Raw genomic sequence first — 12,872 nt, forward strand, 5'->3', positions numbered from 1 at the left:
CTCAGGCGCCTCCAAGCAGATGGAACAACGGGGTGGAGGGGAGCGGCTCGTCGCCCTCCCAGGTGCGGGCGAGCTCGCCGACGGCGCCGAGATCGCCCAGCAGAATGCCGCCGATCAGCCGGTCCCCGCGCACGACGACCTTGCGGTACGCGCCGCGGGTGGCGTCGGCGAGGCGGACGACGTCGTCGCCGGGGAGCGGATTCGTCTCACCGAAGGCGGCGAGGTCGAGCGGCCCGGCGCCGGAGCTGTTGCCGGCGCCGCCGCTGTTGAGGGTGAGGCGGGTGAGAGCGCGCGTGCCGGTGTAACGGGGCGCGGGATCGCTCCCGGGAACGGTGAACGCCGCAGGCCGGACGGCCGCTGCCGCGGCGACGCCGGGATGGTCCGCCCGCGGGGTGGTGAGTGGAGCGGCCGGACCCTCGTCGAGCAGCAGTGCGGCCAGAATGTCGGCCTGTTCGAGGGCCGGGCCCGCGAGACCGTATACGCGGCCGTTGTGCTCGGCGCAGTCGCCGATCGCGCGGATGTGCGGGTCGGAGGTGCGAAGCTCGTCGTCCACGACGATGCCGTGGCGCACGTCCAGGCCCGCCGCCTGCGCGAGGCCCACGCGGGGCCGGACACCGCAGGCCAGAACGACCAGGTCGGCGTCGAGGGCGTAGCCGTCGGCGAGTTCGACGGCGCGAACGGACGTGGCCCCCTGCTCCCCGGCCTCGCAGCGCAGGCCGCGTACCCGGCACTCGGTGTGGACCTCGACGCCCAGCACCTCCAGGTGGCCGCGCAGCAACTCGCTCGCGGCCGGGTCGAGCTGGCGCTGCATGAGGTGCTCGCCCTGCTGGGCCAGTACGACCTGGGCGCCGCGCTCCGCCAGCGCACGTGCCGCCGAGACGCCGAGGAGGCCGCCGCCGATGACGACGGCGCGCGTGCCTTCGCGTGTGGCTGCCGCCAGCGCCAGGCAGTCGTCCAGGGTGCGGAAGGGGTGGACGCCGTCGGGGAGGTCGGCGCCGAGGCCGCGCAGGGGCGGCAGGACGGGGTTGGAACCGGTCGCGAGGACGAGCGTGCCGTACGGGACGACGCTGCCGTCGTCGCACTGCACCACCCGCTCGGCCCGGTCGATACGGACCACCCGCACCCCGCGCCGCACCGGCGTCGCGGGCTGGGCGATGACCTCGGGGCCGTAGCGGCCCGCGAGGACCTCGGCGAGCAGCACCCTGTTGTACGGGGCGTGCTCCTCCTCGCCGATGACGGTGACCTTCGGCGCCGGCGCCGCCGTCGGACCCGCCGACGCGGGCCCCGGGACCGCAGGGGCCGCCGGGGCCGCCCGGCGGGTCAGTTGCCGGGCCAGCCGGGCACCTGCCGTCCCGCCGCCGATCACCACGATGTCCTCGCTCATGACTGCAGCCTGCGGGGGCGGTGTTACCCGACCGCATCCCGTCTGTTTCCCGCGGGGAACACTGCGCTCAGCGTCACGTGCACCGCACTGTGAGGGTGAATGCGACGGCCGGGGCCCGTCGCCGCACAGCAAGGACGCCGCCAGGGTCCCGACGCCGGGCCCGTGGCGTGGGCGATCCGCACAACGAGCCCTGCCCCGCGCCGGGTGTCGAAATGCCTGTCCTGCGGCGACGGCGCCGTGCGATGCTGGAGCGGTGACGCTATCGGACCTGGTTCGGCTCCGCCGGGCCCGCGACTTGATGGACCGCGACTACGCGGAGCCGCTCGACGTCCCCGCGCTGGCACGCGCCGCCCACATGTCGCCCGGCCACTTCTCCCGCAGCTTCCGCGCCGCGTTCGAGGAGACGCCGTACAGCTACCTGATGACCCGCAGGATCGAGCGGGCCAAAGCCCTGCTGCGGCGCGGCGACATGTCGGTGACGGACGTCTGCTTCGCGGTGGGCTGTACGTCGCTGGGGTCGTTCAGCTCGCGGTTCACCGAGCTGGTGGGCGAGAGCCCGAGCGCGTACCGGGCGCGCCGGCACGAGGAGGGCGCGGACATCCCTGCCTGCATCGCCAAGATGTACACGCGACCGATCAGGAATCCGGAAGCGGCGAGGAACGCGAACCGGTGAGGAACGCGGAACCGGTCAGGAACGGAGAAGCGAAGGACGCGGCCCGTCCGTAGCGTGAGGCGCATGGAAATCAAACTCTCGCAATGCTTCATCGCCGTCGACGACCACGACAAGGCGCTCGCGTTCTACCGGGACGTGCTCGGACTCGAGGTGCGCAACGACGTCGGGTTCGAGGGGATGCGCTGGGTGACGGTGGCCTCGCCGTCGCAACCCGACGTGGAGATCGTGCTGGAACCGCCCGCGGCGAACCCGAACTCCTCGCCGGCCGACAAGCAGGCCATGGAGGAGCTGCTGGCCAAGGGCATGCTGCGCGGTGTGATCTTCTCGACCGACGACTGCGACGCCACGTTCGAGCGCATCCAGGCCTCGGGCGCCGACGTGCTGCAGGAGCCGATCGACCAGCCGTACGGGGTTCGCGACTGCGCCTTCCGCGATCCCGCGGGCAACATGCTGCGGTTCGCGCAGCGCGCCGGCAAGTAACCCCCGTCGCCGGCCGGTCACCGTACCGGCCGGCGTCCGATCGATCCAGGCGACGCCGACGGAGACCGCGAAGGCGGCCCGCGTAACAGATGGAGACACGATGAGCAGGGCCAAGAGGGCGGACACGCAGTCGCCTGCGCCGCACGCTGCCGACACCCACGATCTGATCCGCGTGCACGGCGCGCGCGAGAACAACCTCAAGGATGTCAGCATCGAGATCCCGAAGCGCCGGCTGACGGTGTTCACCGGGGTCTCCGGCTCGGGCAAGAGCTCGCTGGTGTTCAACACGATCGCCGCGGAGTCGCAGCGGCTGATCAACGAGACCTACAGCGCCTTCGTGCAGGGTTTCATGCCCACCACGGCGCGGCCGGAGGTCGACGTCCTCGACGGCCTGACGACGGCGATCAGCGTCGACCAGCAGCGGATGGGCGGCGACCCCCGCTCCACGGTCGGCACCGCCACCGACGCCAACGCGATGCTGCGCATCCTCTTCAGCCGGCTCGCCAAGCCGCACATCGGCCCGCCCAGCGCGTACTCCTTCAACACCGCCACGGTGACGGCGAGCGGCGGGCTCAGGGTCGACCGCGGTGAGAAGTCCAAGACGGAGAAAGTGACCTTCCGCCGCACCGGAGGCATGTGCACGCACTGCGACGGCCGGGGCACGGTCTCCGACATCGACCTCACCCAGCTCTACGACGACTCCAAGTCGATCTCGGAGGGCGCGTTCACCATCCCCGGCTTCACGGCGGGCGGCTGGAACTCCCGGCTCTACGCCGAGTCGGGCCTCTTCGACCCGGACAAGCCGATCCGCAGGTTCACCAAGAAGGAGCTGCACGACTTCCTCCACCACGAGCCGACCAGGATGAAGATCGCGGGCATCAACATGACCTACGAGGGTCTGATCCCGCGGGTCCAGAAGTCGTTCCTGGCCAAGGACAAGGAGGCGATGCAGCCGCACATCCGGGCGTTCGTGGAGCGGGCCGTCACCTTCACCACGTGTCCCGAGTGCGACGGCACCCGGCTCAGCGAGGACGCCCGGTCGTCGAAGATCAAGAAGATCAGCATCGCCGACGCGTGCGCGATGGAGATCCGCGACCTGGCCGAGTGGGTCCGCGGCCTCAAAGAGCCCTCGGTGACGCCCCTGCTCACCGCGCTGCAGGGCACCCTCGACTCGTTCACCGAGATCGGCCTCGGTTACCTCTCGCTCGACCGGCCGGCGGGCACGCTCTCCGGCGGTGAGGCGCAGCGCGTCAAGATGATCCGCCACCTCGGCTCCTCGCTCACCGACGTCACCTACGTCTTCGACGAGCCGACCATCGGTCTGCACCCGCACGACATCCAGCGGATGAACGACCTGCTGCTGCGGCTGCGGGACAAGGGCAACACGGTGCTCGTCGTGGAGCACAAGCCGGAGGCCATCGCGATCGCGGACCATGTCGTGGACCTCGGCCCGGGCGCCGGTACGGCGGGCGGCACCGTCTGCTTCGAGGGCACCGTCGAGGGGCTGCGGGCCAGCGACACCGTCACCGGGCGCCATCTCGACGACCGGGCCACCCTGAAGGAAACGGTCCGCAAGGGCACCGGCACGCTGGAGCTCCGCGGCGCCACGGCGAACAACCTGCGGGACGTCGACGTCGACATCCCGCTCGGGGTGCTCTGCGTGGTCACCGGTGTGGCGGGCTCCGGCAAGAGCTCGCTCCTGCACGGCTCCATCCCGGCCGACACGGGCGTGGTGTCGGTGGACCAGGCGCCGATCCGCGGCTCGCGGCGGAGCAATCCGGCGACGTACACCGGACTGCTCGAACCGATCCGCAAGGCGTTCGCAAAGGCCAACGGCGTGAAGCCGGCGCTGTTCAGCGCCAACTCCGAGGGCGCCTGCCCCACCTGCAACGGCGCCGGCGTCATCTACACCGACCTGGCGATGATGGCCGGCGTCGCCACCACCTGCGAGGAGTGCGAGGGGAAGCGGTTCGAGGCATCGGTGCTGCAATACCACCTCGGCGGCCGTGACATCAGCGAGGTGCTCGCGATGTCGGTGACCGAGGCCGAGGAGTTCTTCGGCGAGGGCGAGGCGAAGACCCCGGCGGCCCACAGGATCCTGACCAGGCTCGCCGACGTCGGCCTCGGCTACCTCAGCCTCGGCCAGCCGCTCACCACGCTGTCCGGCGGCGAGCGGCAGCGGCTCAAGCTGGCCACCCACATGGCGGAGAAGGGCGGCGTCTACGTCCTCGACGAGCCGACCACCGGCCTCCACCTCGCCGACGTCGAGCAGCTGCTCGGCCTGCTCGACCGGCTCGTCGACTCCGGCAAGTCGGTCATCGTGATCGAGCACCACCAGGCGGTCATGGCGCACGCCGACTGGATCATCGACCTCGGCCCCGGCGCCGGTCACGACGGCGGCCGGATCGTCTTCGAGGGCACCCCCGCCGACCTCGTCGCCGACCGCTCCACTCTCACCGGCGAGCACCTCGCGGCCTACATCGGCGCCTGACCGGGACCCGGTGGGTACGGCGGAACCCGCCGTACCCACCCGCGTCCGGGCCCGCAGACGAGCGTGGGTGCGGGTTCGGCCCACGCTGCCCGGCCGGACCTCAGATGTGGCTCAACTCTCCGTGGATTGCGTGGACGGCGCGCCCGGCCCCTCCCTAAGGTCGCGATCATGCCCGACATATCGCTGACCACGCTCGTTGTCCTGTGCCTCGCCGCCGCGGCGGCCGGCTGGATCGACGCGGTGGTGGGCGGCGGAGGGCTGCTGCTCCTGCCGGCCCTGCTGCTCGGCCTGCCGCACGTGCCCGCCGCGCACATCCTCGGCACCAACAAGGCAGTGGCCATCGTGGGCACCTCCGGCGCCGCGGTGACGTACCTCCGCAAGGCGCCGGTGAAGGTCGGGACGGCGGTACGGATCGGGCTCGCGGCCCTCACCGGCTCGATGACCGGCGCGTTCTTCGCCGCCGGGATCAGCAGCGACGTGCTACGCCCGGTGATCATGGTGGTGCTGCTCGCCGTCGCGGGCTTCGTGCTCCTGCGGCCCTCCTTCGGCCGCGCCGCCGCTGACACGAAGACGCCGGTCACCCGGGCCCGTACGGTCACCGCGATCGTCCTCGTCGGCGGCGGCATCGGCTTCTACGACGGCCTCTTCGGACCCGGCACCGGTACGTTCCTGGTGCTGGCACTGACCGCAGTGCTCCACCTCGACCTGGTCACCGCCTCCGCCAACGCCAAGATCGTAAACGTCTGCACCAACGCCGGCGCGCTCGCGATGTTCGCGTACCAGGGCACGGTCCTGTGGCAACTCGCCGCGCTCATGGCGCTGTTCAACCTCACAGGGGCGATGGCGGGCGCACGCATGGCGCTGCGCAAGGGCAGCGAATTCGTCCGCGGTGTGCTGCTGGTCGTGGTCTTCTCGCTGGTCGCCAAGCTGGCGTTCGACCAGTGGACGTGAGGCGCGCCTACCGCACCGCCGTCAGGTGCGCGTACGCCACGACATTTCCCCGGTAGCCGGTCTTCTCGTTGAACGTCCCGCCGCAGGTGATCACCCGCAGCTCCGCCTGCCCGGAGGCGGCGTACACCCGCTGCTCCGGAAAGTCCTCGCTGTCGTAGACCTCGACGGCGTCGATCGTGAAGACGGCGGTACGCCCGTCCTTGCGCACCACCTCGATCGTGTGGCCCTTCTGCAGCGAGCCGAGGTGGTAGAAGACGGCCGGCCCCCGCGCGTTGTCGACATGCCCGGCGATGACCGACGTGCCCTCGGCGCCGGGCGGGGTGCCGTCCTGGTACCAGCCGGCGAGGTTGCGGTTCCCGGCCGGCGGTACGTCGAGACTCCCGTCGGGGCCCAGACCGAGCCGCATGACGGGAGCGTCCACCCGTACGGCGGGTATCCGGATCCCTACGGGCTCGGAAGGCCGCAGCGGCCGCTCCGGCGGGACCGTACTCCTCGGGACGTGCTCGGACCCGGCGGCGAACGCCTCGGCGGACGAGGGCCGGGGCGGGTCCAGGCCCGCGGCGCCGTTCTGGATCAGCCAGAGGCCGGTGCAGATGCCGATGGCGACGAGGCCGCCTGTCGTACGCCGGTCCGTCATCGGTGATCACCCCTCCTCTCCGTTCCGCTCCGGGACACTCCACCCGCCGGTGCGGCCCGGGGCTCGACCGCCGGCCCGGGACGCCCCGCGTGCCCCCGCCCGGCTCGGGGCCAGGGCGGAGGCACGGGGAACTCCGGCGGTACGGGTACGGGGCGGCGGAGCCGGCCCGTCAGCGCTCCCGCGTGCCGCTCGCCCGGCGACGCAGGAGCCAGGTACCGCCGACGGCGGTCGCGGCCAGTACGGCCACACCCGCCGCGATCTGGGTGGTGTCGGAGTCCGCGGCCCCGCCGACACCGGTCTTGACGTGACCCGTGGGGTGCGTGGGCCGGTGGGTCGGGTGGAGGCGGGCCGGGTCGTGCTCGGACGGGTCACGGTGGCCCGGGTCGTGGTGGGTGGGCCCGGGCGACGGGCCGGCGGTCACGGTCAGGGTTCCCTGGGCGGTGTTGCCGTTGTCGCAGGCCACAGCGATGTCGTGGGTTCCCTCCGGGGCGTCCGGGGGAAGCTTGAACTGCCCGGCGACGACCTCCTTGTGGGTGGCGGGGCGCAGGGGGAAGTCGCCCGCCCCGACGGAGTCGGCGTCTCCCGTGCCGCCGCTGTCCGTACCGCAGGCGGTGGTGTTCACCGTGATGGTCTCGCCGGGGCCCGCGGTCGCCGGGTGCACCTCCAGCGTGTGCTGCGGCGTGTCGTTCTCGGCGTACGCCGGGCCCGCGCCGAAGCCGACCACGGCGGCCGCCAGCGCGGTACCGGTCAGCAGAAGTGCAGGGCGCATGGTGATCCTCCCGGAAGCGTCGGTGCGGCACTCCCTCCGAGATAAGTGGCCGTACGCGCCCCGCGCCTGCTGAGGCCCGGTCAGATGGCCCGCCGCGCCGCCGCGCCGCGCCCCGCGCACCCGGCGTTCACCCAGGTCAGCCCCCGGCGGCGGCAGGCCGGACGGTTCACCCCGCCCAGCGCCCCGAATGGGTGACGGGAGGCGTGCGGGGCCGCCTCAGACGCTGTCCCAGGGCGTCGCCCCGTACACCGACACGACCGTCTTCATCAGCGCCTCGTCGACGGCGAACTCCGTATCGTCGATACGCCGCACCGGGGCGATGCCCTGCGAGTTCGTGACGAAGGCGGCCCGGTACGCCCCCAGGCCGTCCAGTGTCACCGGGCGCCGCACCGACGGCAGGCCGGCCTCCGCGAGCCGGGGTTCGAGCAGCGCCATGGTCACGCCGAGCAGCGACGGCGCGTCCGGCCAGACGACCGAAGTGCCGTCGTAGAAAGCGATGTTGGTGATCGCGCCCTCCGTGACCACCCCGCCGTGGCCGGTCAGCAGCGCGTCGTCGAAGCCGGCCTGCCGCGCGAGCCTGCCGTAGTGGGTCTGGGCGAAGCCGCCCAGGTGCTTGAGGTGCGGGAAGGGGCGCTCGTACGGAACCGACATCAGGGCCTGCGGGGCCGGGGGCATGGTGGCGGGCGGGCGCACGGTGACCATCAGGGTGGCCGCCTCCGCCTCGGGCGCCCAGAACACGTGGACGCGGACCGCGGCGTCGCGCACTCCGGCCCCGTCGAGCGCGTGCCGCACCCGCCGGCGCACCAGCTCCCCGTCGAGCCCGGCGCCGAACACCTCCCGCGTCGCGGCGTCGAGCCGCGCGAGGTGCAGGCCGAGTCCGCGCACCCGGCCGTCCCTGACCTGCATCGCGGTGAAGTGGGCATATCCGCCGTACAGGGTGGGGACGAGGAGGTCGTCCGCGGTCGTGGCCGTGCGGCCGTCGATCTCGATGTGGGGAGCGGCGGGTGCGGAGGATGCGGTCATGCCACCACCGTAAAGGGGCGCGAACAACGGCCGGGCGGGCGGGGCGATCGCACCGGCCGGTGATGACTTCGCCTGCGTACAACCGACTTGGAAGTTGCCCGCAGAACGGCTTGACCTCAATCTTGGTTGAGGTACGAGTCTTGTCGCATGGACATCACGACGTACGAATCCGACCTGGTCAGCACCGCTTCCGCCACCACGACCGCAGTCGCGGCCACGACCGCCGCCCTCGTCCCGCTGCGCGTCGGCGTCATCGTCGCCAGCAACCGCGAGGGCCGCTTCGCCCCCGTCATCACCGACTGGTTCGTCTCCCGGGCCGCCGCGCACGACGATCTCGACATCGATGTGATCGACCTGGCCCTCGTCGACCTGCCGACCGCCCTGTCCTTCAAGCCGTCCGACGACGTCAAGGCGGTCCTCGCGCAGGTCACGCCACGGCTCGCCGCCGCCGACGCCTTCGTCGTCCTCACCCCCGAGTACAACCACTCCTTCCCCGCCGCCCTCAAGAACCTCATCGACTGGCACGGCAGCGAATGGCACGCCAAGCCCGTCGGCTTCGTCTCCTACGGCGGAATGTCCGGCGGCCTGCGCGCAGTCGAGCAGCTGCGTCAGGTCTTCGCCGAGATGCACGCCACCACCATCCGCGAGACCGTCAGTTTCCACGGCGCCTGGTCCCACTTCGACGACGACGGCCGGCACAAGGACCCGTCCGCGCCCAACACCGCCGCCAAGGCCCTTCTCACCCAGCTGACCTGGTGGGCGCACGCCCTGCGCGACGCCAAGTCCGTCCGTCCGTACACCGGCTGAGCGGGCGGCGAAACCATGCTGATCCGTTTACTGCGCACGCAGCTGCGCCCCTACGCGCGGACCATCGCCCTGGTCGTCGTACTCCAGCTCGCCCAGACAATCGGCACCCTCTACCTGCCCACCCTCAACGCCGACATCATCAACAACGGCGTCCTCACCGGCGACACCGGTTACGTCCTGTCCACCGGCGGCGTCATGATCGCCGTCACCCTCCTCCAGATCATCGCCGCCGCGGCCGCCGTCTTCTTCGGCGCCCGCGTCGCGATGGGCGTGGGCCGCGACCTGCGCTCCGCCGTCTTCTCCCGGGTCCAGGACTTCTCCGTACGGGAAGTCGGCCGGTTCGGTGCCTCGTCCCTCATCACCCGCACCACCAACGACGTGCAGCAGATCCAGATGCTGACGGTGCTCGGCCTGACCATGCTGGTCGCCGCACCCCTCATGTGCGTCGGCGGCATCGTCATGGCCGTGAGCCAGGACGTTCCGCTCGCCGCGCTGCTGCTGCTCTTCGTGCCGCTGCTCGCCGGGGTCGTGGGCCTGATCATCCGCCGGATGCCGCCCCTCTTCCGCGGCATGCAGAAGCGCGTCGACCAGGTGAACCGGATGATGCGGGAGCAGATCACCGGCATCCGCGTCATCCGCGCCTTCGTCAAGGACGGGCACGAACAGCGCCGTTACGCCGACGCCAACGCGGAGCTGATGGGCGTCGCCCTGCGGTCCGGCCGCCTGATGGCGCTGACCATGCCCGCGGTCGTCCTGGTCTGGGAGCTGGCGACCGTGGCCGTCATCTGGGTCGGCGGACACCGCATCGGCGCAGGCGAGCTCCAGATCGGCTCGCTCATCGCCTTCCTCAGCTACCTGATGCAGATCCTGATGGCCGTGATGATGACGACCTTCCTGCTGATGCAGGTACCGCGCGCCGCCGTCAGCGCCGAGCGAGTCAGGGAGGTCCTCACCACCGAGTCCAGCGTCGCCCCGCCCTCCGTGCCGGTCACCGCGCTCGACGAGCGGATCCGCGGCCGGCTCGACATCCGGGGCGCCGGCTTCAGCTATCCCGGCGCGGAGGAACCGGTCCTGCGCGGCGTCGACCTGACCGCCCGCCCCGGCCGCACCACCGCCGTCATCGGGTCCACCGGCAGCGGGAAGACGACCCTGCTCGGGCTCGTCCCCCGGCTCTTCGACGCGACGGGCGGCGAGGTGCGGGTCGGCGGCGTCGACGTACGGGACCTCGACCCGGAGGTGCTGTCCCGCACGGTCGGCCTCGTACCGCAGAAGCCGTACCTCTTCTCGGGGACGATCGCCTCCAACCTGCGGTACGGAAATCCCGACGCCACCGACGCGGAGCTGTGGCACGCGCTGGAGACCGCACAGGCCAAGGGCTTTGTCGAGGCTCTGCCGGAGGGCCTGGACGCGCCCGTCGCCCAGGGCGGTGGCAACCTGTCCGGCGGCCAGCGCCAGCGCATCGCGATCGCCAGGGCCCTGGTCGTCAAGCCCGGCATCTACCTGTTCGACGACTCCTTCTCGGCCCTCGACTACGCAACCGACGCGGCGCTGCGGGCCGCGCTCGCCAGGGAGACCGCCGACGCGACCGTGGTCATCGTCGCCCAACGGGTCTCCACCATCCGCGGGGCCGACCGGATCGTCGTACTCGACGAAGGGCGCGTCGTCGGCACCGGCACACACGAAGAACTCATGCGGGACAACCACACCTATCGGGAGATCGTCCTCTCCCAGATCTCCGAGGAGGAAGCCGCATGAGTACGGACCGCACCGCCCCCACCTCCCGCACCGCCCCCACCTCTACCACCCGCACCGACCCCACCGTCCCCGAGCGCAAGGGCCCCGCCCCGCAGCGGGGCGTCCCCGGCGCCCCCGCCGCCCCACCCCTCGAACGCTCACTCGACTTCCGGCGCTCCGGCCTGCGCCTGCTGAGGACGATGGCCCCCGAGCGGCCCCTGCTCCTCGTCCTCCTCGCGGCGGGTGTCGCCGCCGTCGCCCTCGCCGTACTGAGCCCCAAGATCCTCGGCCACGCCACCGACCTCGTGGTCGCGGGCGCCACGGCGCCGGGCGGTATCGACTTCCGGGCCGTGGGGGAGATCCTCGCCCTCGCCCTCGCGGTGACGGCCGGCTCCGCCCTCTTCATCTGGATCAAGCTGCGGCTGGTCATGGTGGTCGTGCAGCGCGTCGGCTACCGGCTGCGCGAGCAGGCCGAGACGAAGCTGGCGCGGCTGCCCCTGTCGTACTTCGACAAGCAGCCGCGCGGCGAAGTCCTCTCCCGCACCACCAACGACGTCGACAACATCACGCAGTCCATGCAGCAGGCGTTCGGGCAGATGCTGCGGGCGCTGCTGACCATCGTCGGCGTACTGGCGATGATGTTCTGGATCTCGCCGCTGCTGGCGCTGGTGGTGCTGGCGACCGTGCCGGTGTCGGTCCTCGGAGCCGTACTCATCGGCAAGCGCGCCCAGCCGCAGTTCGTCAGGCAGTGGGCGGTCACCGGCAGACTCAACGGCCACGTCGAGGAGATGTACACCGGCCACGCGCTGGTGAAGGTCTTCGGACGCCGCAAGGAGGCGATCCGTACCTTCGACGAGCACAACGAGGCGCTGTACGCGTCCAGCTTCAAGGCCCAGTTCATCTCGGGCGTCATCCAGCCCGCGATGTCCTTCATCGGCAACCTCAACTACGTCCTGATCGCGGTCATCGGCGGCCTGCGCGTCGCCTCGGGAACCCTCTCCATCGGCGACATCCAGGCCTTCATCCAGTACTCGTACGAATTCAACGGGCCGATCACGCAGGTCGCGGCGATGGCGAACCTCCTCCAGTCCGGCGTCGCCTCGGCCGAGCGCGTCTTCGACCTGCTCGACGCCGAGGAGGAGTCGGCGGCGCCGGCCGCGCCGGAGCGCCCCGCCCGCCTCACCGGGAAGGTCGCCTTCGAGAACGTCGCCTTCCGCTACGAGCCGGCCAAGCCCCTCATCGAGGACCTCACCCTGAAGGTCGAGCCCGGGCAGACGGTCGCCATCGTCGGCCCCACCGGCGCAGGGAAGACCACCCTCGTCAACCTCCTCATGCGCTTCTACGAGGTGACGGGCGGCCGGATCACCCTCGACGGCACCGACATCGCCGCCATGACCCGCGAGGGCCTGCGGTCCGGCATCGGCATGGTCCTCCAGGACACCTGGCTGTTCGGCGGGACGATCGCCGACAACATCGCGTACGGCGTCGAGGGCGGCGTACCGCGCGAGCGGGTCGTCGAGGCGGCGATGGCGACGTACGCCGACCGCTTCATCCGCACGCTGCCCGACGGGTACGACACGGTGATCGACGAGGAGGGCGCCAACCTGAGCGCCGGCGAGAAGCAACTGCTCACCATCGCGCGGGCGTTCCTCACCGAGCCGTCCATCCTGGTCCTGGACGAGGCGACCAGTTCGGTGGACACCCGCACCGAAGTCCTCATCCAGCGCGCGATGAACTCGCTGCGCGCGGGCCGGACGTCCTTCGTCATCGCCCACCGCCTCTCCACGATCCGCGACGCCGACGTGATCCTGGTGATGGAGGACGGCGCGATCGTCGAACAGGGCACGCACGAGGAGCTGCTGGCGAAGTGCGGCGCGTACGCCCGGCTGCACGCCTCGCAGTTCGCGGCAGCGGCCTGAGAGC

At 71.6% G+C, this 12,872-nt stretch carries 11 protein-coding genes; 7 read left to right on the plus strand and 4 right to left on the minus strand.

Annotated elements, in window-relative coordinates; translation table 11 throughout:
* Position 1: 1 nt before the first annotated feature.
* A complete protein-coding gene (locus tag ACWIHY_RS18325) occupies positions 2-1,384 on the minus strand; it encodes an NAD(P)/FAD-dependent oxidoreductase (protein ID WP_454376665.1) in 1,383 nt (460 codons plus the stop codon).
* 253 nt (positions 1,385-1,637) lie between these two features.
* On the opposite strand from ACWIHY_RS18325, the gene ACWIHY_RS18330 reads away from it, so the two are divergent.
* The 4 genes from ACWIHY_RS18330 (at position 1,638) to ACWIHY_RS18345 (ending at position 5,979) form a co-directional block, all read left to right on the plus strand.
* Complete coding sequence (locus ACWIHY_RS18330; RefSeq protein WP_454376666.1) at positions 1,638-2,057, plus strand: helix-turn-helix domain-containing protein; 420 nt, start codon at positions 1,638-1,640, stop codon at positions 2,055-2,057.
* Between the two features lie 63 nt (positions 2,058-2,120).
* Positions 2,121-2,537 carry a VOC family protein gene (locus ACWIHY_RS18335; protein WP_454376667.1) on the plus strand — a complete coding sequence of 139 codons (417 nt, stop codon included), beginning with the start codon at positions 2,121-2,123 and terminating at the stop codon, positions 2,535-2,537.
* A 100-nt stretch (positions 2,538-2,637) separates the two neighbouring features.
* Entirely contained in the window at positions 2,638-5,028 is a 2,391-nt protein-coding gene (locus ACWIHY_RS18340; RefSeq protein WP_454376668.1) for an ATP-binding cassette domain-containing protein, read from the plus strand.
* Between the two features lie 168 nt (positions 5,029-5,196).
* Complete coding sequence (locus ACWIHY_RS18345) at positions 5,197-5,979, plus strand: sulfite exporter TauE/SafE family protein (RefSeq protein ID WP_454376669.1); 783 nt, start codon at positions 5,197-5,199, stop codon at positions 5,977-5,979.
* Between the two features lie 7 nt (positions 5,980-5,986).
* Here the strand turns inward: ACWIHY_RS18345 and ACWIHY_RS18350 are convergent, their stop codons facing one another.
* The 3 genes from ACWIHY_RS18350 to ACWIHY_RS18360 all read right to left on the minus strand — a co-directional run bounded on the left by ACWIHY_RS18350 (position 5,987) and on the right by ACWIHY_RS18360 (position 8,408).
* Complete coding sequence (locus ACWIHY_RS18350) at positions 5,987-6,616, minus strand: class F sortase (RefSeq protein WP_454376670.1); 630 nt, start codon at positions 6,614-6,616, stop codon at positions 5,987-5,989.
* A 169-nt stretch (positions 6,617-6,785) separates the two neighbouring features.
* Positions 6,786-7,385: a hypothetical protein gene (locus ACWIHY_RS18355; protein WP_454376671.1), complete on the minus strand. Its 600-nt coding sequence runs from the start codon at positions 7,383-7,385 to the stop codon at positions 6,786-6,788.
* A 216-nt stretch (positions 7,386-7,601) separates the two neighbouring features.
* The gene (locus ACWIHY_RS18360; protein ID WP_454376672.1) at positions 7,602-8,408 is read right to left on the minus strand and encodes an aminotransferase class IV family protein; all 807 of its coding nucleotides are present in this window, start codon (positions 8,406-8,408) and stop codon (positions 7,602-7,604) included.
* A 147-nt stretch (positions 8,409-8,555) separates the two neighbouring features.
* Here ACWIHY_RS18360 and ACWIHY_RS18365 point away from each other — a divergent pair, with 147 nt between their 5' ends.
* Genes ACWIHY_RS18365 through ACWIHY_RS18375 form a run of 3 tightly spaced genes read left to right on the plus strand, consistent with a single transcriptional unit; the run spans position 8,556 to position 12,868 of the window.
* A complete protein-coding gene (locus ACWIHY_RS18365; RefSeq protein ID WP_454376673.1) occupies positions 8,556-9,215 on the plus strand; it encodes an NADPH-dependent FMN reductase in 660 nt (219 codons plus the stop codon).
* Between the two features lie 15 nt (positions 9,216-9,230).
* Positions 9,231-10,970, plus strand: coding sequence for an ABC transporter ATP-binding protein (locus ACWIHY_RS18370; protein ID WP_454376674.1), 1,740 nt, complete (start codon positions 9,231-9,233; stop codon positions 10,968-10,970).
* Positions 10,967-12,868 (plus strand): ABC transporter transmembrane domain-containing protein, encoded by a 1,902-nt coding sequence (locus ACWIHY_RS18375; RefSeq protein ID WP_454376675.1) that lies wholly within the window; start codon positions 10,967-10,969, stop codon positions 12,866-12,868. The genes ACWIHY_RS18370 and ACWIHY_RS18375 overlap by 4 nt, the downstream gene beginning before the upstream one ends.
* The last annotated feature ends 4 nt before the right edge of the window (positions 12,869-12,872 follow it).

The organism is Streptomyces sp. NPDC055287 (genome assembly GCF_053646035.1).

Bases quoted from the DNA above. Each gene is read 5' to 3' on its own strand.
- ACWIHY_RS18325 (WP_454376665.1), bottom strand. From the start codon at position 1,384: ATGAGCGAGGACATCGTGGTGATCGGCGGCGGGACGGCAGGTGCCCGG.
- ACWIHY_RS18335 (WP_454376667.1), top strand. From the start codon at position 2,121: ATGGAAATCAAACTCTCGCAATGCTTCATCGCCGTCGACGACCACGAC.
- ACWIHY_RS18340 (WP_454376668.1), top strand. From the start codon at position 2,638: ATGAGCAGGGCCAAGAGGGCGGACACGCAGTCGCCTGCGCCGCACGCT.
- ACWIHY_RS18345 (WP_454376669.1), top strand. From the start codon at position 5,197: ATGCCCGACATATCGCTGACCACGCTCGTTGTCCTGTGCCTCGCCGCC.
- ACWIHY_RS18350 (WP_454376670.1), bottom strand. From the start codon at position 6,616: ATGACGGACCGGCGTACGACAGGCGGCCTCGTCGCCATCGGCATCTGC.
- ACWIHY_RS18355 (WP_454376671.1), bottom strand. From the start codon at position 7,385: ATGCGCCCTGCACTTCTGCTGACCGGTACCGCGCTGGCGGCCGCCGTG.
- ACWIHY_RS18360 (WP_454376672.1), bottom strand. From the start codon at position 8,408: ATGACCGCATCCTCCGCACCCGCCGCTCCCCACATCGAGATCGACGGC.
- ACWIHY_RS18365 (WP_454376673.1), top strand. From the start codon at position 8,556: ATGGACATCACGACGTACGAATCCGACCTGGTCAGCACCGCTTCCGCC.
- ACWIHY_RS18370 (WP_454376674.1), top strand. From the start codon at position 9,231: ATGCTGATCCGTTTACTGCGCACGCAGCTGCGCCCCTACGCGCGGACC.
- ACWIHY_RS18375 (WP_454376675.1), top strand. From the start codon at position 10,967: ATGAGTACGGACCGCACCGCCCCCACCTCCCGCACCGCCCCCACCTCT.